The sequence below is a fragment of the Chryseobacterium daecheongense genome (genome assembly GCA_027920525.1).
In the GTDB taxonomy this organism is placed as follows: Bacteria; Bacteroidota; Bacteroidia; order Flavobacteriales; family Weeksellaceae; genus Chryseobacterium; species Chryseobacterium proteolyticum.
This window is the reverse complement of sequence record CP115858.1, coordinates 402044-421042: the sequence shown is the minus strand read 5'-3', so window position 1 is coordinate 421042 and position 18999 is coordinate 402044. Positions and strand designations below refer to the sequence as shown.

Sequence of the window (18999 nt, the reverse complement as noted above, 5' to 3'; positions counted from 1 at the left end):
GTATAAGTAAGAATTTTATTTTTGCTGCACCAAAGATCACAATTTATACGTATGAAAAGAAAATTACTCCTGTTGCTGGTATCTTTCACTTTCGGTTTTTCTTATTCTCAAAGGTTTTACACCCTTGATGATGACGGCCCGTATATCGACAGTCTTACTCATGTTATACAGACAACCAAGTCAGACAGCATACGAGGAATAAACAGTTTTAAGCTGGCCGATCTGTTCAGAAGAAGTAAAAAGAACGAGCTATCTGACAGATATCTCCTTACTGCCAATAAGATAGCACCCAAATATCCTTTCTTAAAAGCTGCGGCTATTTATTATAATGCGGCAGGATTAGTAAGCAAGGGAGATTTTGACAATTATGGTAAGCAGCTCAACCTTGCTCTTACTGAGCTCAGGAAATATAAAACCAAGGACTCATATTCATTACAGGCTTTTATCCTGAAAAACATATCTCTTATCAAAGTTTTACAGAATAATGAGCTGGAAGGGATGAAAATTCTCATCAATGAAGCCATCCCTACGGGTAAAAAAGGAAACGATCTGGAAACTCTGAGTATTCTTTACAAATCCGTTGCAACCATTTTCATGAACTATGATGAAAGGATTAAGGCAGACAGCTACCTGAAAACCGCTAAGGAATATATTGAACAGGCCTCCAGATCTACATATACTTATCAGGAAACAAAGGCCGATATCTATATTATAGATGCTGAAAACAAAAGCCGCCTTCATATGTTGGCGGAAGCTAAAAAATCTCTTGATATCGCATACAATATCATCAGAAAATATCCGGATTCTAATCTCAACGGCAGCTATTATACGGCTGAGGGCTTTTATTTTTACAGACTCGGACAGTTTAACAATGCCTTAAAAAGTTATGATAAAGGGATTGTAAACAGTACCCTCCATCAGGATATGCTTTTGACCAATCGACTGAAGTTTTCCAAATATGAACCCCTGAAAGCTCTGAACCGGCTTGAAGATGCTAAAAACCTGCTGCTGGATCTTATAGGAAGCACGACCCATTTTGCCCTTGACCAGAGAAACTATACCAAGGAACTGGCGCAGACCTTTGAAAGTCTGGGGGATACCAAAAATGCTTATAAATACCTGTCCAGATACAATACGATCAATGACAGCCTCAACCTGAGTGAGTATCAGGGAAAAATAGCAGCTCTTGAAGCCAAGTTTAACCGGGCGGAAAATGAGAAAAAGATCAGCCAGCTTGAAGCTCAACGCGAACGTGATCGTTTGGTTGCACAGAACAATAAACTTTACTATGGTTTGCTGGTTGCGGTTTCGGTTATTCTGTTATTACTTGTTATCTTCCTTTGGATCAATTCAAAAAATCAGAAGAAAATAGCCACCCAACAGTCCTTTAATTATGTACAAAACCTGGAAAGCTTAAAAAATCAGAAGGAAATAGAAGTCATGCAGGCGGTGATCAGAGGAGAAGAAGATGAACGTAAGAGAATAGCCCGGGACCTCCATGACGGCGTGGGAAGTATGCTATCTTCCCTTAGAACCAGATTTTTAAAGATAAGCAGTTCTTCGGGACCTGCATCGAAGGATGAAATTGAAAATATGAACGGAATTCTGAACAATTCAATTACTGAATTACGGCAGATTTCTTTTAACCTTATTCCGGAAACGCTTCTCAAATTAGGTCTGGAACATGCATTAAATGACCTCTGCCATATGTTGGAAACCGATGACATCCGTATTTATTTCCAGGCCAATCAGATCCGGTCTGATATTCCGGAAAATATTCAGATTATGATTTACAGAATTATTCAGGAATTACTAAACAATGCTTTGAAACATTCATCCTGTACAGAAATCCTGGTGGACTGCAGCCAGAATCAATCCCGTTTTTTCATTACGGTAGAAGATAATGGTAAAGGTTTCGATACCAGTCAAATCAAGAACTTTACAGGACAGGGATTGAAAAATCTCAAAAGCAGAGTGGAACTTTTTAATGGAAAAATAGACATCCAATCTTCTGCAAATCATCCTACTACTTTTAATATTGAATTATCCATTTAACTGCACCCATCATGACAAAACCCTACAAAACAATTATTGTTGATGACCATCCTATTATCGCTGAGGGACTGCAAATGCTTTTTTCGAAATCAGATGATGTGGAAATTGTCCGGAGCTTTAATACCGGTGAAGCCCTCCTCAATTATGAGCATCTTGGTAAAGCAGATGTTGTTCTGCTGGATGTATTTCTTCCGGACATCAATGGCATCGATCTGTGCCTGAAAATTAAAAAAAACCATCCTAAAATCATCGTATTGGCAATGAGCAGCCAGTCCGAAAGAAGCATTATTTTACAAATGATCAAAAACGGAGCACATGGATATTTGCTAAAAAATGCGTCACTCGAAGAATTCAAATCCTGCATTAATAAGGCTGTATCCGGAGAAATGGCTTTTAGCTCAGAAATTGAAACAATTGTTGAAAAGACCAGTATTTATGATCTTAAATCGGTTCCCAGGTTAACCCAAAGGGAGAAAGAAATTCTAAAGCTGGTATCGGAAGGTAAATCGACACAGGAGATCTCGGATATCCTTTTCTTAAGCTATCTTACAGTACAAACTCACCGGAGAAATTTATTGAACAAATGTGAGGTCCGTAATGTGGTTGAACTTTTAAAATTTGCAAAAGAAAACGGACTTTGACAAAAGGAAATGATCTCCACATAAAATAAAAAGTACTATCCAAAGCGGATAGTACCTTTCCATCATAAAAAATGAAAAAAATTACTGTTTACTGATTTTTTTCGAAATAATTTTCCCACTTTTTAATTCTCCCTGAACCACATATATTCCATTAGGCAGCTCTGAAACATCGATCATTCCGGAATTCTGTGTTTTCTGAACAACTTTACCATCTAGGCTGATAATACTGATATTCTTAATGTCATCTTTAGATTTTATTGTGATGAATTTTGATGTCGGGTTAGGATAAATCACAATCTCATCTTTTTTGTTATCCATATCTATCGTAGATAATGTAGACGACGGTGAAAAATATGCCAATGAAGGCTGGGTCGTGGTTTGTCCGTTAGTTGTAAATGTATTAAATGCAATTACCAGAACTGGTCCGTTGGATTCAGTGACCCATTGATACGATTCATTATGATAGTCCTGAGATACTCCGCCGCTGGTTTGGGTTGCCGTTCTTACTCTCTTAATCCTCAAAGCATTCTGAAAAGTTCCGTTAGGTGTTATCACAGTGCCATATCCGTCTACTTTAAAGTTTTCCTGTCCGTTCTCTACCGTACCAGGAATATTGATCTGATAAGTATCTGTAAATTCCTGAAGGTAATTAACAGGAAATTTGTAATTGATCAAGGGATCAGTATAGGTCATCATTACATCTCCCGGTGTACTGTAATTACCAATAGTTGTGGCTTCCGTATCACTATTGAGAAGATAATCGTAAGTACTTCCTCCTACCAATTCGCTTATTCTGTTGGCCGTTGGAAATTTAGAACAATTGGCATGCCCCGGACACGGATATAGTTTAGTACTGATTACGGGTGTGCCTACATAAGATGAGAAATCCCAGGTTTGTCCGGCTCCGGAAGGTCCCGGATTCAAAGATGCCGAAACATTGGCATGATAAACATCAGTGGTAATGTTAATTTTATCAAGTGCCGCTCTCGTCACTGTGGGTTGTGCCGCAATGCTCAACCCTGTTAATAATAAAAAAGTACAGATTAATTTTTTCATTTTGTTATTGTTTGGTGTTAAAATATATACTGTTAAATCCATGAAATGAATTCAGATGCATCGAAAATATGGTTACAAGCTCTTACCCTTCCTTTCATCAATTATAAAAGCAAATTTACCTGCATAAAGAGGCCCCTCCAATACCTGCCGGAGCGTATTTTTTTCTACCTGACAGCAGGTATATACTAAATAAATTGATTAATTTCACCTACTTAAAAAAAATAATAGTACACAAGTTCGAATTCGCATCATTATAATTAGGAAGGAGATAAAAAAAAGTTAATATGAAAAAAGCAGGAATAATCGGTTGTGGCTGGCTGGGATCAAGGATTGCAACAAAATTGTCCGAAACCTTTGAGATCTATACAACAATAACAAGTCCGGACAAGGCTAAGCACTTGGAAAAACAGGGATTTCATCCTTACCTTGTCAATTTTCCCGATTATCTGCTGACCGAAAAAATGGATCAATGGCAGATTATCAATGAGCTGGATGTCCTGATCATTACTATTCCTATTTCGGGAAAAAGCTGCTGTGCAAGTTCTTTATACAACAGGATCCAGAATCTTTTTTCATTTATAGAAGATTATGACGGACAGATTTTTCTTATGAGTACAACAGGGGTATATCCTGATCACAATAAAGAATTTACCGAGGAAGATGTATCTCCTGATCAGATTTCCGGAGAAAGAATGATCAGAACCAGATATCCCCAAACTAATATTTTAAGGTTGGCTGGTCTCATGGGAGATGATCGTTTTCTAAGCAAATATAATGTCTCAAATCTCAATTTTTTTGTCAATCATATTCACTACAACGACATTTGTTCGGTTATTGAGAAAATGATTGAAAAGCAATGTTCTTCCAGAATCTATAATGTGGTTGCCCCACTTCATCCCACCAAATCAGAAGTCATCAGTATTCAGAAAAACATATTGAACACAGATACCACAAAACCGGAAGGAAAGAAAATCTCTTCAGCCAGACTGATCGCTGAACTGAATTTCGAATTTGAATATGCTGATCCCAGGTACTTCCACCCTCCTTTTTCAGCAGTTGATGTGTAGCTTCTATAGTAGACTTCCATTTTATAAAAACAAACACCAAGCAATATATTATGAACGAAAAAACTTCACTATGGAAAAAAATAACAGGTTGGTTTCAACGTTTAGAAAACTCGATTGCTCCAAGCCGTCAGACATTAAAAGCAAGCGGGTATGGCATTCTTTTGAGTTCCTGTATTTTTTTCATTCTGGTATCCGCGGATAAATTCCTTCCTGCCATAGGATGGGGAAATTTCATTTTATTTCTGCTGATTTCACTTCTGGTAAGTTACCTTATTGGCGGATTAATAAGCTGGTTGGCCGGCTTAATAGGCAGAACACCTTCTAATTTCAGACATGCAATCGGTTTTACCCTGTTTTTTTTCTTCTATCTTATTTTAATTACATCTACATTTCGCTGGGTATTGATTGTATTTCTTGTTCTTTTTCCTTCTCTTACCTTTGGAGCTTTGTTCTATTGGAGATCCAAATCTAAAACAAGCTGGTCATTGCGTCAGAAAATACTTACCGCAACTTCACTTTTTATTGGAATTCTTGGAATCGTGATTGGCGGTTATATTTATTTGGATTCGGGGAATACTCCTTCAGCAGTTAAAAATTATAAAATGTCCGGGAAACTTCCCCTCCCGATCAATGCTCCTGACCCTTCCCTGCCGGGAAAATACAAAGTAGCTTTCCTTACTTACGGATCGGGAAAAGACAAACACCGTACGATCTATGGCCGGGATGTAAATATTAAAACAGCTTCTGTAGACGGCTCCCTACTTCTTAACTCATGGGATGGAATGTCCGGTAAACTCCGTACACGCTATTTTGGATTTGATAAAACGCAACTTCCCCTGAATGCAATGGTTTGGTATCCTGAAAATCTCAATGGAAAGGCTCCTTTGGTATTGATCGTTCATGGCAATCATCTGGCCCAGGACTGGTCTGAAAAAGGATATGATTATCTGGGTAAGCTTCTGGCAAGCAAAGGATATATCGTAGCATCCGTTGATGAAAATTTCCTGAATACAAGTTTTACGGATATCGACCAAAAAGGATTCAAAGACGAAAACGGAGCAAGAGGCTGGCTGATGCTTAAACATCTGCAGCTTTGGAGAAAGTGGAGTCAGGATCCTCGTAATCCGTTTTTTAACAGGATCAATATGGATCAGATTGCGCTCATAGGACATTCCAGAGGCGGGGAAGCCATGTCGCACGCTGCGCTGTTCAATAAGCTGCCTTATTTTCCTGATAATGCCAATGAAAGATTCGATTTTAATTTTAATATAAAAGCTTACATAGCTATTGCACCGGTGGACGGACAGTATCAGCCGGCATCTATTTTAGCACCCCTGGAAGACATCAATTATTTTATCATCCAGGGAGTTCATGATATGGACATGCAGTCTTACGGCGGACTTGCCACATATAAACGGATTCAGTATTCACCGGATTATAAGGGATTCAAAGCTGGATTGTATGTTCATCAGGCAAACCACGGACAGTTCAATACTTCATGGGGAAGCTATGATTCCAGCAGTCCGTATATCAATCAGTTCAATATGAAAAACCTGATGCCTGAAAAGGAACAACAACAGATCGCAAAAGTATACATATCCGCTTTTTTAGATGTTAACCTGAAAGGAGAAAACGTCTACAAACCTCTTTTTACAGATTACCGATATGGACGAAAATGGCTTCCGAACCATGTTTATTTCAATCAGTTTGAAGATAGTGAAACGACATTTGTTGCCCGTTATGAAGAAGATCTCAACTTATCTACCGCCACTTTAAAAGGTGTACAGATCACGGGTGAAAACCTTAGCTTATGGCGGGAAGCCCAGCAGAAGCTGATCTGGAACAGTCAAATTTCAAGAGCTGCTTATATCGGCTGGAATCACAGTGAAACCGGTAATAAACCAGGAAAATATACTTTTACTTTCCCTGACAGCCTCCGCCAGGATTTAAAGGGCAAAGCATTGGCATTTAATCTTGCAGAGAGCGATGAATCTTCGGTAGCAGCCCGGAAAGGAAAAAAAGAAACTAAAAAGGAGGAGTCCGTAAAAAAAGATCTGCAAAAAAAGGCCATCGATTTCAGTATTGAGCTGACGGATCAAAACGGAAAAAAAGCACATTTCCTTTTGAGTGACTGTGCACCTTTACAACCTCAACTGAAAAAGAACTTAACCAAATTCAGTTTTTTCAATGATAATCCTGATGCAGAATCTATTCCAGACTATTTTTATTTTGACCTTGATACCGTCAGAAAAAAGTATCCGGAACTGGATCTGGATAAGCTGAAATCAATCTCATTGATCTTTGATAAAACTCCGGAAGGCGCAGTTATTCTGGACGACATCAGCTTTGTTAAACTTCCTACTTCTGCCCATTAATCTATTGACCCTAAAAAACTAAATATTCTATGGACATTAAAAATTTTGCCAACCTTTGGATCAATTCCTGGAATTCTCATAATTTGGAAGACATCCTGAGCCATTATGCAGATGATATCGAGATCACTACTCCGATGATCAAAACATTCACATCAGGTGAAGATACCCTTAAAGGAAAAGAAGCTGTTAGAGAATATTGGGGACGTGCTCTTGAGAAGGTACCCGATTTGCATTTTGAGCTGTATGATGTCACTTACGGTATCAATTCCGTTGCATTGTATTACCAATCCATTATGAACAAAAAAGCAATTGAGGTGATGTTCTTTAATGATGAGGGCAAGGTGAAAAGGATGCATGCATTTTATACTGATTAATAAAAATAAACGGGCTAAAGCCCGTTTTATTGATTTATAAAAGTCTGATTCTCTCTTCTTCCAGATCGATCTGATATATTTGCCAATTGATGTATTCTTCATGCAATTCAGGATCTTTGTTAAGTCCCGATAAGAACTTACGCTGATTTTCCAGCAATTCGAGGTAATTCTGTTTGGTCCGTTCGGTCATTCTCAAATGTTCCGGCTGGCTTATTTTATATTCCCATTGGTCAATCATCTTTTGTAAATGAGGATCTTCATACTCCCCCATTTTTTGTTTTTCTTTTAACAAACGTATTGTTTCTACCACAAGATGGTTTTTTACTTTCATTTTTGCTTCATCCTCCGGTAATTCACTGCCGTAATCAAACAATTTTGAGCGTTCAATGATAAGAGGAAGAGTAAGCCCCTGGATAAGAAGTGTAAAAAGTATCACTGTAAAGGTGACGAACAATATAAGATTTCTATGTGGAAAAGCTTCTCCGGTCGGTAAGGTCAACGGAATAGATAAAGCAGCGGCTAATGACACCACACCCCGCATTCCTGTCCAACCTAATAACAGCGGTAAGCCAAGTATTCTCCGGCGGCTTAAACCTCTTCCGGGAGCAACACTGGGCCTGAACATAACAGTTGCAATCAGTGCGGCATAAGAAGAGATCATCCGGGTAGCAATTAAAATTACCGTAACAAGGGCTCCATAAAAAATTGCTGTTCTTAAAGGAATTCCATCTGCCCTAAGTCCCTTCACAATTTCCGGAAGAGCTAATCCGATGATCATAAATACGATACCATTTAAAATAAAGATCAGCGCTTCCCAAAAACTGAGCCCTTTGATCCTGCTGGCGCTACTGAGAAAAGTGAGCCTCCGGGTGGATAAAAACAATCCACCGGCGACTACGGCCAGCACACCTGAACTATGTGCCTGTTCAGCCACCCAATACAGCAGATAGGATTCCACCAGTGTAAACACAATATCTGAAGGTGCATCCGTAGGCAGTCTTTTATGAGCCTGAATAAAAAGCCATCCTCCTAAAAGTCCGATTCCTATTCCTCCTATAACCATCCAGAAGAAATCCGTAATCGCCGTCTGGAAAATAAATTGTCCCGTTCCTATAGCTACTAAAGCAAAGCGGACAATAATAAGCGATGAGGCATCGTTCAATAAGCTTTCACCTTCCAGAACTGCGGAGGTGGATTTTGGAATTCTCACAAACTTCATAATTGCTCCTGTACTTACCGCGTCGGGAGGCGATACAATTCCTCCTAACAGAAAACCTAATGCAAGGGTAAAACCCGGAATAAAATAATTAGATATCAATGCAACTGTGAGCGCGGAAAAAAATACAACCAGAAACGCAAAACTTCCAATGATCCGCCACCACTTTTTCATTTCTTTAAATGAAATACTCCATGCAGCTTCAAAGAGAATAGGCGGCAGGAAAATAAAGAATATAAGGTCCGGATCAATCTGTATGCCTGGCAGCCCGGGAATAAAACTGATCAGCAGTCCGGCAACAACAAGAAGTATGGGATATGCAATTCTCAGTTTTTCAGCCAACATTTCGATCAATACAATTGCTATAATCAAGGCTAACATGAAGGGTAATAGTTCGTGCATATTCGTTACTCGTTGTTTGAAATAATTATTTGAAATGATACGGATTTTAAAAATAGTATTTTCGGAGATTACTTTCAATAAAAATTATGTATAACACTTAAAATCAAGGCAATTCTTCTCTTATTAAAAAAATTATGGCTTACATTTATTAAAAATTTTTATTCACTATTTTATCAAAAGCCTCTTAATAATGAGAAATCATTATTTATTCAAACTACATAACCAAATATGATGAAAACAGTAGAAATCAAAACCAATGAAGGGTATCCTGTTTCTGCCCATATTTACGAAGTTCCTGACAGTAAAAATATTTTGATCATATCATCAGCTACCGGAGTAAAACAATCTTATTATAAAAAGTTTGCGCAGTTCCTTTCTGATCATGGAGTTTCAGTCATTACTTTTGACTACCTTGGTATAGGAGAATCTCTTAAAAAGCCTATTCAAAAACTGAATAATGGTGCTTCAGACTGGGGAAAAACCGATTTGCATGCTGTAACAGAATACACTAAAAAGAATTATCCGGACCAGAATATCATTTTATTGGGGCACAGTATCGGAGGTCAGCTTATCGGGTTATCATCATCTTCTACAGAGGCGGGTAAAATTATTCTTGTCGCAGCCCAGAGCGGATACTGGAAATTCTGGAAAGGGTTTCAAAAATATAAGTTATGGACTTATTGGAAAGCGATGTTTCCTCTACTGATCAGCTTTTTTAATTATCTTCCCTCCAAAAGAATCAGCGGTATGGAAAATTTACCTAAGAATGTTGCCAAACAATGGGGAAAATGGTGTTTGTCGCCTAATTATCTTTTTGATCATATTCCGAAGCAGGATTTATTTTTCAAAAACATTACAACCCCTTTAATTTCTGTTAGCATTGAAGATGATCATTTTGCTCCCAGAAAAGCCGTTGACTGGCTCAGTAAAAAATATGAAAGCGCAGATCTGACCAGAATTCATCTGGTTCCAAAAGATTTTAATACTGATACTATCGGGCATTTTGGCATTTTCCGTGAACAATTCAAAGACAATATATGGCCGTTATTTTTACGGGAAATAATTTAAGAAAAGTACAGTGTTTAAGTCCGTCCATAAACATACAAATAAGACACATAAAGTACATGAACATTTATTTGTTCAACTTACTATACACTAAGTCCGTTATTTTTGCTATTACATCATCATTGGTCTTATTGTCTTCATGGGAGTCGGATATAAATACGGCAATACTGAAAGATTTACCATCTTGAAGATTTACAATTCCAATATCATTACATGCCCGGAGCACACCATTGTCCCTGCCTGATGTTCCTGATTTATGAAATGATTTTGTTTTATTTTGTATCAATCCCTGTATTCTGGTACTTGTTACCGAATGTTCCATTCCGTTTTTTAGCAGATCAAAACTTTCGTGAGATAATATTTTCTTCTTTTCAACCTGATAAAGGATTTTTGTAGCAAAACCAGGGGTAATCCTATTTGATTCAAAGTCTTTTAAAGGACTGGTATAATCATACATAATACTGAAATCTCCCAGATTTCCCATGTGAATTTCATGGATAAAAGTATTGAGGCCGCCAAAGCTTCCGGGAACATAATTCGCAAGCTTATCGAATATATTATTATCACTACGTTTAAGCATAAAAGAGACGGACTGTTTAAGAGACATTGTTGTTCCTTGGGGAATACTATCTCTCAGAGGGCTATAGGTATCTGGTCTTAAATCTTCTTTAGAAAATACAACCTGTTGATTCAGATTCATCTTTCCCTGATCTACAAGATGTAAAATATAAAGACCTAAAAAGTATTTTGATACACTGTATAGCCTGTATTTCTTATCATTATTAATCTTAACTAATTCATTTCCTTCATCATTTCTGACAGAAACTCCTATGTCCATTTTTTTGCCATCTATCAATTTATTGATGTCATTTGTTAAATTTGTTTCCACAGAAGTACTCCTGCACGACGTCATAAAAATGACCAGCAAAAAAAACATAAACCCTTTTTTCATCTGAATGTGTTTGTTTTTATTATTGTTTTTCTATTTTAAATTTTTAGTTTTTCCTGATTCCATTCAACCTATCATCTAAAACATTCGTATAAGATTCACAAAATCAAAATCTTAAAATCCTCTACCTAATCAAACCAAAAACTATTCATAATAATGCCCCACCTCTATCATCAGGTTTTCATAGCTGAAATAAAAACCAAAGCTATCCCTTATTTTGCGGGGTTCCTGTTCTCCTACAATACCTCCCGTTTTTAAACGTTGGTATATATCATTAACCTGTTCTATGGTGTCCAGCATAAATCCTATGTGAAAGGCTTCGGGGTAAGCAGGAGTTCCTTCTCGGTTTTTCATCAATACCAGTATAAAATTACCTTCTCCCTTTAATACACTAACGATATAATCTCCTTTTACATCTACACATTTAAAACCGAAATAGGTTTGAAAGAATTTTGTTGTCTTTTCAACATTGGCAACAACTAAATTGATATGATTAAGCTTCATCTTCTTTTTGTTAAAAAGTGAATTTAGCTATTATTTTTTAATTTAAAATATAGATTCAATAGATTATTTAATAATCAAGCGCTAACGATTACGCTTTTTCTCTATTGCTTATCCCTGTATTTGTACATGTTCAGCCTCATTTCATGTCTATTTTGATCAGGAATCAATATTTAAGATCACCTATATTTTGCTTTATCACAATAACCAGGTCTTATCTAATTTCCAGTATTAATATTTTGCAAACTAACCATGAATTATGGTTTTGATATTAAAAATTGTATTAATTTCACATTCAATATCGCTTAATGAAATTTTGAAAGAGGATTTTCTAAACGAATTTGAATTCCATCCTTATCTATATTTGACTTCAACAATTATAAAATGCCTAAAAAATATATATTTCCATCCGAATTGTCCTGGTTATCTTTTAATGACTGTGTTTTACAGGAAGCGGCTGATAAAACCAATCCTCTGTATGAAAGAATAAAATTCCTTGCCATTCATTCTTCCAACCTTGATGAATTTTATAGGGTAAAGATCAGCGATCTTCATTCTATTCCTGAAAAAAGCAATTTGTTTGAGAAGGTGAATAAGGAAATTAACCGCCAGCAGAATACATTCGGTTCGATATGGAAAAAGCAGATTATCCCGGAACTTCAGAAAAATAAGATCATCTATTACGAAAACCAGCCGTTGCTCCCCCTGCATACTGAGGAGATCGACAGTTACTTTAAAACAACCATCCTTTCTTATATCCAAATTGTTTATTTGTCAGAAGACGAAAATCAGGAGTATTTTTTAAATAACAGGCAGCTTTACTTATTGATCCGGCTAAAAAATACAAATGGCGAAATCACCTATTGTTACATCAATATACCAGCTGATAAGCTGAACCGGTATAAATTACTGAGCCCTGTAAAAGGAAAAAATTACATCATATCCATAGACACCATCATTAAAAAATGTCTGCATTATATATTCCCTGACCAGAAAACCTCTACAGCATTTGCTATTAAACTTAACCGGGATGAAAATTACCTGATTGAGGACGAAGCTAGCGGAAATCTGGTTTCCAAGATCAAAAAGAAACTGCAGGAAAGAAAATCGGGTTCATCTACAAGATTCCTGTATGATTTTAATATGCCCGAAGAAATGAGAAAGCTATGTAAAAATGCATTCCATCTGAAGGACTACGAAATGATTGAAGGTGGCACTCATCATAATTTTTTTGATCTGTTTAAGTTTCCTAATCCCAATTTTCCGGATCTTCAAAATGAGAATTTCCCACCGCTGAAATATTTTCCGTTTGAAACCAAGAAATCAATATTTGAAGTCATTGGTGAAGAAAACCAGCTGCTCCATTTCCCATATCAATCTTATCATTATGTCCTACAGTTTTTTAACGAGGCTGCTATTCATAAAGATGTAACGGAAATAAAAGTAACCCTGTACCGCATATCTTCACAGTCTCTCATTGCTAATGCTCTGATCAGCGCTGCAAAAAATGGAAAAAAAGTAACTGTTTTTGTTGAGGTAAAAGCCAGATTCGATGAGAATAATAACCTTTTCTGGGCCAACGAGATGCAAAGGGCCGGAATCAGGATCATTTACAGTATGCCTAATCTTAAAGTACATGCCAAGGTGGCTCTATTAACCTTAAAAAATGCAGGAAAGACAAAGAATTATGCTTACCTAGCAACAGGAAATTTCAATGAAAATACAGCAGAAACATACACCGATTTTGGCTTTTTCACCTCTCAAAAAGAATATACGGATGATCTGAAGCAGGTATTCAGGTTTTTTAAAACCAAAGAAAAAAATTACCCTATTTCTAATTTATGGGTCGCAGGATTTAATCTTAAAGAAAATATTCTACAGCATATTGATATTGAAATACAAAATGTTGAGAATGGCAAGAAAGGAGCAGTATTCATGAAGATCAACGGTCTTAATGACAAGGAAATCATCAGTAAACTAATTGAAGCCAATAATGCAAAAGTTGAAATTACCCTTATTGTGAGGGGGATCTGTACTCTGCTGCCGGGAATTAAAGGTTATACGGAAAACATCAAGATTTACAGGATTGTAGACCGTTATCTTGAACACTCCCGTATCTATCGATTTCACAATGATGGAGCAGAAAAAATTTACCTTTCTTCGGCAGATATGCTTAGCAGGAATCTCAACCGCAGAATAGAAGTTGCCTTTCCTATAAAGGATAAAAAAATCATGCAGGAGATTAACGCTATTATCAATATGGAGCTGAATGACCATACCAAAAAGAGGATCATTAACAGTAAAGGCCAGAGTATTTCCGAAGACCAGACCGGGCAACCGGATAGCTCATCTCAACAGGCTACTTATCTTTGGTACAAAAAGAAAGAGAAAAAGTCAAAGAAAAAATAACTGTTCTACAAACACAATCGTGAAATCACTGCTGTATCCAAACTACTTTTTTTAGGTAATACAATGGACCATGCATGTCCTTTTGACACCCAGGATATGGATTGATATTGAGGAAAATTGATAAAGCTGCAAACGATAACATTTCCTTTATGCTCAATATCCTCAATTTCATATAAATGAAAAGGAGTCATAAGACCGGTTTTCAGGACTTTGGACAGGGCTTCTTTAATCGTCCATAAAACAGTAAGACTTTTGTTTTCATCACCATCAATATCCAAAAGCTTATCTTTCTCATGAGGAGTAATAACTCCTTTAATGGTATCTGATTGCTCTGCACTAACAGCTTCTACGTCTACCCCCATCGGATGTCCTTCCGGAAATACAACAGCTATCCCCATTTCTGTAGTATGAGAAATACTTAATTGGATATTTCCCGCTCCGGATAAATGAAGAACGGGCTGCTGGAATATTCCGGAAACTATTTTTGTATCTGGTAAAACAACTTCATTCATAAATGCACTTAATGCAGTTTTGGCAGCGTATCTACCCAGCAAATAACTGTGCTGAACTTTAGGTAACTTTAATGTACCAAAAAAGTCCAGTTCTTCCTGATGCAAAAAAGAATGTCGTATTTCTTTCAAGTGAGCCAGCGAGTGCTGTGTTACTGCAATAGCAGCAGGATACAAACCATCTGCTCTCTGTAAAGCTAATTTTTCAACTGCACTATTATTTTGTATGGATACATTCATAGCAATAAGTTCATCGTCAATAAACGCATAAAATTAGCATTATTATTTGAAAGAAAAAGGGTCTGGCTGATTCTTCCGCATCCTGAAATCTGTAAAAGCATCTCTTCTGTTCAAAAGGAAATAGATGTTGTTCTGCAGTAGAAAACTTAGCTCTTTTCCCGGCTGTTCACCAAACGAATGTCCCGGCCAGATTAAGGCCTGCTGGGGTAAATATTGTTTTATAAACTGTACGGAATCATAAAGGGAATTGATTCCACTATTGTCACAGATGCCCACTCCTTCAATAAAAATAGTATCTCCTGTAAAACAATGCCTATCAATAAGATAGCAAACACTTCCTTTCGTATGTCCCGGAGTCAGTAATGCCGTTACACTAAACTGACCTACCATGACATCCTGCAAATGCTGGATAGCGATGAGATTAGGACATGTAAATTCATATTGTCTGATTTCAATGGCTGACATATATACCGGAACCCCATAATATACTGCAAAGGTGGAGGCCAGATCTGTATGATCGTAATGAGAGTGAGTCAATAAAACCCCTCTCAATGTAATATGGTTGTCTTTCAAAAAACTGCTGATCAACTCATAGTCCCATGCCGGATCGATCAATATTCCGGAATGGTTATCGTGAATGAGGTAACATTGATTTTTAATACCTTGACCAGATACGAGGAAAACTTCTACTTTCATCTGTTTATATTTATTTTTTTAAGATCAGATGGAATGCCCATCATCACTTCCCAGGGTGTCAAAGAATTTTTGACATGGGTGTTCATACTACTGTATCTTTTATTTTTTGCTGTAATTTTTCCAGCTGCTCAATTTCTCTTCTGTAAGGACTCATAATGGTTAGTACCTCAGAAGAAGTTCCGGGTTGCAGATTGTATTTAACAAATGCAGCACTGGTTCCCGAAGGTCCCATGTCTATATACAGACAGGGACCTTTGGCTTCCAGAAGATCAATTATTTTTGTAAAATTAGAGTACTGACTTATCGCCTGCCAGAAATAATCAGCTGTCAGCTCATTGATTTCTATCGCTTCAAAACCCGATATAAATCCTTTGGATGGAGCTTTAAAAGCACTAGCTGAACTGCTGTACTGATCGAAATCTGCTTTTGCAGCTTTCATTAATGGAGAATGAAAAGGAACATTGACAGGAAGCCGAAAAGTACTCATTCCTTCTTCAGACAATTTGCTTTCAAATACTTCTAAGTGAGACGTTTTACCTGATAAAGTAAAATGTCCTTTAAAATTATCTGATGCAAGAAATAGCTGATGTTGTTTATAGAGACTTCTCAATTTTATTTCTTCGGCAAAAACTACCAGCATACCGCCTTCAATATCAGCACGGCAGATGGATTTAGCCTGTTCTATTGCAGCTTCAACAGCACTGGCAGCATCCCATACTCCATTAGCAACACCTGCCGCAAATTCACCCAAACTGTTACCCGATATAAAATCCGGTTTAATTCCCATTTCCAATAGAACTTCATACAAAGCAATCTCAACAGCAACAATTGCGGGATGGGTGATCAACAACTCATCGAACGATTCTTCTGTGTTGGTATACAGTTCATCAATCAATGAGTAGTTGAGCTGCTTTTGTACCATTTGATCCAACCTTTCAAGACAGCTTTTAAATTTCGGGTGCTGTTCGTACAATTCCCGTCCCATCCCGCGATAATGGCTTCCCTGTCCGGAAAATAAGAATACAATATGTTTTTTAAACTCGTTTTCTGTCATCTAATTATTTACCATTAATGCTGTGTTTTCTAATAATTTTGCTGCTCCTACCATAATATTGACTCCAATCTCATCAACATGGCGTTTTTTCCAGCTTTCCATCGGAGTACCTTTCACCCACTGATTAAATGCTCCAAGTGCAGAACCTGTATGGATCTGGAAATTGGCTTTATTCTCAATATTTCCTTCAAAAGCCAGTCTATTGGTATACCCAAAATACCAACGGAAGACCAGTGCCATTTTATTTTTAGGATTCTGCTCCGCTTTGGTAATCTCAGCCTCAGATCCCACATTTCTACAATATTCGCGTACTTCGTTCCATATTTCACTAATGCTTTTTTCGAAATACGTTTTCTCTAACTGCGTTAAGGTCTTTTCTGGGATCTCATCTAAACTGTTGTACTGATTGTATAAAGCGTATAGCTTATTTGCTCTTGCAGCAAACAACACTCCTCTTCTAAGCACTTGCACTTTAGCACCAATTTCAAACATATCTCCTGCCGGCGCATAGTCGGTATCCTGTACATTGATGTCCTGTAAAAGGTCTTTTACGGCATCGCTGGTTCCTGCTTCTACCGTACATTGATTCACAGAGCCTGTTACTATAAAGTCGGCTCCCATGATGTACGCACATGTTGCTGCCTGAGGGGTACCTATTCCTCCTGCCAATCCAACTCGTATTCCTTTATCATAAGCATATTCCGCCATAATATCTGCTCTTAAACGTTGGATAGACGGTAACAAAACCATAGCAATTCCACGATCGGTATGCCCACCTGAATCTGCCTCCACACAAATATCATAACTCATCGGTACCTTTTTGGAAAGTGCTGCCTGTTCGGGAGTGATCAACTCTTCTTCCAGAAGATGTCTCACAATCTTTTCAGGGGCGGGACGCATAAACACTTCTGCAACCTCTGGTCTGGAAACTTTGGCAATAATGTTATGCTTACATATTACTTCACCGTTTGGTCCTTTCTGTAAACCTTTTAATCTGTAATACACCAAAGCAGGCATCATCTGCATATAGGCCGAAGCTTCAATATTCGTTACTCCATAAAGAAGTAAAAGCTCGATAGCTTTCATTTCAGAAGCCGGATCATTTAAATTATGAAGGAAGTTAACGCCATACGGTTCTCCATGGGTCAGTTCTTCCTGAATTTTAATAATATTCTTTTCTATTTCTGCCAATGGCATTCCTCCTGTTCCCAAAAATCCCATGAATCCGTTTTTTCCCAAGCGTACTACTAATTGAGGTGAAGCAATTCCTCGGTACATAGATCCTGCTACGTATGCGTATTTAAGACCATAATCTTTACGGAATTCATGGCTTCCCAAGCGGGTGGAAAGGCATTCTTTTTTTGAAGCTTCCCCATTTACCTTACCATTCACTGATCCGTTAACATGAGGTTTTGCTGTTTCGATTACAATTTCCTCTTCATGGATCAATGGCGTACAGTTTTCTGTAATTTCATTGACCATTTTAGTTAAAATAACACTTCCTGTTTCTTCATATTCGGTAACTCCCTTCCCCATTAAAGTCCGGATGGTATCTGTCCACTGTACAGAGCTTTCAATCTGCTGAGCCAAAAGCTCAATGATCTGTCCATCAGGATAAGGTTTTGCTGTAACATTTGCAATCACAGGAGTCTTTAAGGCTGAAAAACTAAAGTTTTGAAGATAATCTTTAAATTCTGTAGCCGCAGGTTTCATATATCTTGAATGGAAAGGAGCACTTACAAAAAGAGGAAATATTTTAATCTTGCGTTCTTCAAATTCCTGCACGATCCTGTCAATGGAATCCTGAGGTCCCGCTATTACAATCTGAGTCGGAGTATTGATATTGGCGATATCTATATCGCTGTATCCTCCTTCTGCTAAAAGTTTTTGTACGGCATCCACTTTAAGTCCCAATACCGCTGCCATTCCACCTCCGGATGCCGCAGCCATCAAAGCTCCTCTTTTCTGAACCAGCTTTAATCCGGTTTCAAAGCTGAATGCTTCTGCTGCTAACAGGGCATTATATTCCCCCAGACTGTGTCCAATGAAAAAATCGGGTTTACTTCCTGATGAGTTGGCATAATGTGTAAATGCATTTACCGTATATAATGCAGGTTGTGTGAATTGTGTTTTCCCCAACTGACGTTCAGGATCTTTGATGCATAATTCTTCAAGGTCGTACCCTAATATTTCTGATGCTAAAATTGTTTCTTTTCTGAACTGATTGAACAGATCTTTTCCCATTCCTTTGTATTGGGATCCCTGCCCCGGAAACATTACTGCTTTCATATGCTAATATTTATTGTTTTTATGGTCATATGGAACACCCATAATCATTTTCTTGTGTGTTAAAATAATTTTTGACATGGGTGTTTCATATGTCTTATTGT

The 18999-nt window shown here is 37.5% G+C and carries 15 protein-coding genes; 7 read left to right on the top strand and 8 right to left on the bottom strand.

The window, feature by feature from the left end:
• Positions 1–51 precede the first annotated feature (51 nt).
• Together PFY10_01600 and PFY10_01595 are read left to right on the top strand one after the other, a co-directional pair.
• Complete coding sequence (locus PFY10_01600; protein ID WBV57135.1) at positions 52–2055, top strand: sensor histidine kinase; 2004 nt, start codon at positions 52–54, stop codon at positions 2053–2055.
• Positions 2056–2066: 11 nt separating this feature from the next.
• Entirely contained in the window at positions 2067–2696 is a 630-nt protein-coding gene (locus PFY10_01595) for a response regulator transcription factor (protein ID WBV57134.1), read from the top strand.
• Between the two features lie 81 nt (positions 2697–2777).
• On the opposite strand, the gene PFY10_01590 is transcribed toward PFY10_01595, so the two are convergent.
• Positions 2778–3752 (bottom strand): T9SS type A sorting domain-containing protein, encoded by a 975-nt coding sequence (locus tag PFY10_01590; GenBank protein ID WBV57133.1) that lies wholly within the window; start codon positions 3750–3752, stop codon positions 2778–2780.
• A 284-nt stretch (positions 3753–4036) separates the two neighbouring features.
• On the opposite strand from PFY10_01590, the gene PFY10_01585 reads away from it, so the two are divergent.
• Genes PFY10_01585 through PFY10_01575 form a run of 3 tightly spaced genes read left to right on the top strand, consistent with a single transcriptional unit; the run spans position 4037 to position 7568 of the window.
• A complete protein-coding gene (locus tag PFY10_01585; protein WBV57132.1) occupies positions 4037–4819 on the top strand; it encodes a hypothetical protein in 783 nt (260 codons plus the stop codon).
• A 50-nt stretch (positions 4820–4869) separates the two neighbouring features.
• A complete protein-coding gene (locus tag PFY10_01580) occupies positions 4870–7194 on the top strand; it encodes a hypothetical protein (protein WBV57131.1) in 2325 nt (774 codons plus the stop codon).
• Between the two features lie 29 nt (positions 7195–7223).
• Positions 7224–7568, top strand: a complete 345-nt coding sequence (locus PFY10_01575) for a nuclear transport factor 2 family protein (GenBank protein WBV57130.1) — start codon at positions 7224–7226, stop codon at positions 7566–7568.
• Between the two features lie 34 nt (positions 7569–7602).
• On the opposite strand, the gene PFY10_01570 is transcribed toward PFY10_01575, so the two are convergent.
• Positions 7603–9186, bottom strand: a complete 1584-nt coding sequence (locus tag PFY10_01570) for a Na+/H+ antiporter (GenBank protein ID WBV57129.1) — start codon at positions 9184–9186, stop codon at positions 7603–7605.
• A gap of 231 nt (positions 9187–9417) precedes the next feature.
• Between PFY10_01570 and PFY10_01565 the strand changes: the two genes are divergently transcribed.
• Complete coding sequence (locus PFY10_01565; protein WBV57128.1) at positions 9418–10254, top strand: alpha/beta fold hydrolase; 837 nt, start codon at positions 9418–9420, stop codon at positions 10252–10254.
• A gap of 64 nt (positions 10255–10318) precedes the next feature.
• Here PFY10_01565 and PFY10_01560 read toward each other — a convergent pair whose 3' ends face one another.
• A complete protein-coding gene (locus tag PFY10_01560) occupies positions 10319–11089 on the bottom strand; it encodes a serine hydrolase (GenBank protein WBV57127.1) in 771 nt (256 codons plus the stop codon).
• A gap of 255 nt (positions 11090–11344) precedes the next feature.
• Positions 11345–11704, bottom strand: coding sequence for a VOC family protein (locus PFY10_01555; protein ID WBV57126.1), 360 nt, complete (start codon positions 11702–11704; stop codon positions 11345–11347).
• 381 nt (positions 11705–12085) lie between these two features.
• Between PFY10_01555 and ppk1 the strand changes: the two genes are divergently transcribed.
• Positions 12086–14110, top strand: a complete 2025-nt coding sequence (ppk1, locus tag PFY10_01550; protein WBV57125.1) for a polyphosphate kinase 1 — start codon at positions 12086–12088, stop codon at positions 14108–14110.
• 5 nt (positions 14111–14115) lie between these two features.
• On the opposite strand, the gene PFY10_01545 is transcribed toward ppk1, so the two are convergent.
• The 4 genes from PFY10_01545 to fabD form a co-directional block, all read right to left on the bottom strand.
• The gene (locus PFY10_01545) at positions 14116–14859 is read right to left on the bottom strand and encodes a 4'-phosphopantetheinyl transferase superfamily protein (protein WBV57124.1); all 744 of its coding nucleotides are present in this window, start codon (positions 14857–14859) and stop codon (positions 14116–14118) included.
• A 42-nt stretch (positions 14860–14901) separates the two neighbouring features.
• A complete protein-coding gene (locus tag PFY10_01540) occupies positions 14902–15555 on the bottom strand; it encodes an MBL fold metallo-hydrolase (GenBank protein WBV57123.1) in 654 nt (217 codons plus the stop codon).
• An 82-nt stretch (positions 15556–15637) separates the two neighbouring features.
• The gene (locus PFY10_01535) at positions 15638–16609 is read right to left on the bottom strand and encodes an acyltransferase domain-containing protein (protein ID WBV57122.1); all 972 of its coding nucleotides are present in this window, start codon (positions 16607–16609) and stop codon (positions 15638–15640) included.
• Positions 16610–18898: an ACP S-malonyltransferase gene (fabD, locus tag PFY10_01530; protein ID WBV57121.1), complete on the bottom strand. Its 2289-nt coding sequence runs from the start codon at positions 18896–18898 to the stop codon at positions 16610–16612.
• Positions 18899–18999 lie beyond the last annotated feature (101 nt).

What these genes read in the sequence shown, in the direction of transcription:
- PFY10_01600 (WBV57135.1), top strand. Translation starts at nt 52, where the DNA reads ATGAAAAGAAAATTACTCCTGTTGCTGGTATCTTTCACTTTCGGTTTT.
- PFY10_01595 (WBV57134.1), top strand. Translation starts at nt 2,067, where the DNA reads ATGACAAAACCCTACAAAACAATTATTGTTGATGACCATCCTATTATC.
- PFY10_01590 (WBV57133.1), bottom strand. Translation starts at nt 3,752, where the DNA reads ATGAAAAAATTAATCTGTACTTTTTTATTATTAACAGGGTTGAGCATT.
- PFY10_01585 (WBV57132.1), top strand. Translation starts at nt 4,037, where the DNA reads ATGAAAAAAGCAGGAATAATCGGTTGTGGCTGGCTGGGATCAAGGATT.
- PFY10_01580 (WBV57131.1), top strand. Translation starts at nt 4,870, where the DNA reads ATGAACGAAAAAACTTCACTATGGAAAAAAATAACAGGTTGGTTTCAA.
- PFY10_01575 (WBV57130.1), top strand. Translation starts at nt 7,224, where the DNA reads ATGGACATTAAAAATTTTGCCAACCTTTGGATCAATTCCTGGAATTCT.
- PFY10_01570 (WBV57129.1), bottom strand. Translation starts at nt 9,186, where the DNA reads ATGCACGAACTATTACCCTTCATGTTAGCCTTGATTATAGCAATTGTA.
- PFY10_01565 (WBV57128.1), top strand. Translation starts at nt 9,418, where the DNA reads ATGAAAACAGTAGAAATCAAAACCAATGAAGGGTATCCTGTTTCTGCC.
- PFY10_01560 (WBV57127.1), bottom strand. Translation starts at nt 11,089, where the DNA reads ATGGACATAGGAGTTTCTGTCAGAAATGATGAAGGAAATGAATTAGTT.
- PFY10_01555 (WBV57126.1), bottom strand. Translation starts at nt 11,704, where the DNA reads ATGAAGCTTAATCATATCAATTTAGTTGTTGCCAATGTTGAAAAGACA.
- ppk1 (WBV57125.1), top strand. Translation starts at nt 12,086, where the DNA reads ATGCCTAAAAAATATATATTTCCATCCGAATTGTCCTGGTTATCTTTT.
- PFY10_01545 (WBV57124.1), bottom strand. Translation starts at nt 14,859, where the DNA reads ATGAATGTATCCATACAAAATAATAGTGCAGTTGAAAAATTAGCTTTA.
- PFY10_01540 (WBV57123.1), bottom strand. Translation starts at nt 15,555, where the DNA reads ATGAAAGTAGAAGTTTTCCTCGTATCTGGTCAAGGTATTAAAAATCAA.
- PFY10_01535 (WBV57122.1), bottom strand. Translation starts at nt 16,609, where the DNA reads ATGACAGAAAACGAGTTTAAAAAACATATTGTATTCTTATTTTCCGGA.
- fabD (WBV57121.1), bottom strand. Translation starts at nt 18,898, where the DNA reads ATGAAAGCAGTAATGTTTCCGGGGCAGGGATCCCAATACAAAGGAATG.